Below are 547 nucleotides of genomic sequence, written 5' to 3' on the forward strand. Positions count from 1 at the left end.
CACTACAAAGGCAGGTTCTTTAAGGTAAGGAGGTGATCCAACCGCAGGTTCCCCTACGGTTACCTTGTTACGACTTCACCCCAGTCATGAATCACAAAGTGGTAAGCGCCCTCCCGAAGGTTAAGCTACCTACTTCTTTTGCAACCCACTCCCATGGTGTGACGGGCGGTGTGTACAAGGCCCGGGAACGTATTCACCGTAGCATTCTGATCTACGATTACTAGCGATTCCGACTTCATGGAGTCGAGTTGCAGACTCCAATCCGGACTACGACATACTTTATGAGGTCCGCTTGCTCTCGCGAGGTCGCTTCTCTTTGTATATGCCATTGTAGCACGTGTGTAGCCCTGGTCGTAAGGGCCATGATGACTTGACGTCATCCCCACCTTCCTCCAGTTTATCACTGGCAGTCTCCTTTGAGTTCCCGGCCTAACCGCTGGCAACAAAGGATAAGGGTTGCGCTCGTTGCGGGACTTAACCCAACATTTCACAACACGAGCTGACGACAGCCATGCAGCACCTGTCTCACAGTTCCCGAAGGCACCAA

General features: G+C 52.3%; 1 rRNA gene. It reads right to left on the minus strand.

Annotated elements, in window-relative coordinates:
* Positions 1–25: 25 nt before the first annotated feature.
* Positions 26–547, minus strand: a 16S ribosomal RNA gene (locus CW267_RS29905); the annotation flags it as partial.

Source organism: Klebsiella sp. X1-16S-Nf21 (assembly GCF_002837615.1).
Classification (GTDB): Bacteria; Pseudomonadota; Gammaproteobacteria; order Enterobacterales; family Enterobacteriaceae; genus Klebsiella; species Klebsiella variicola.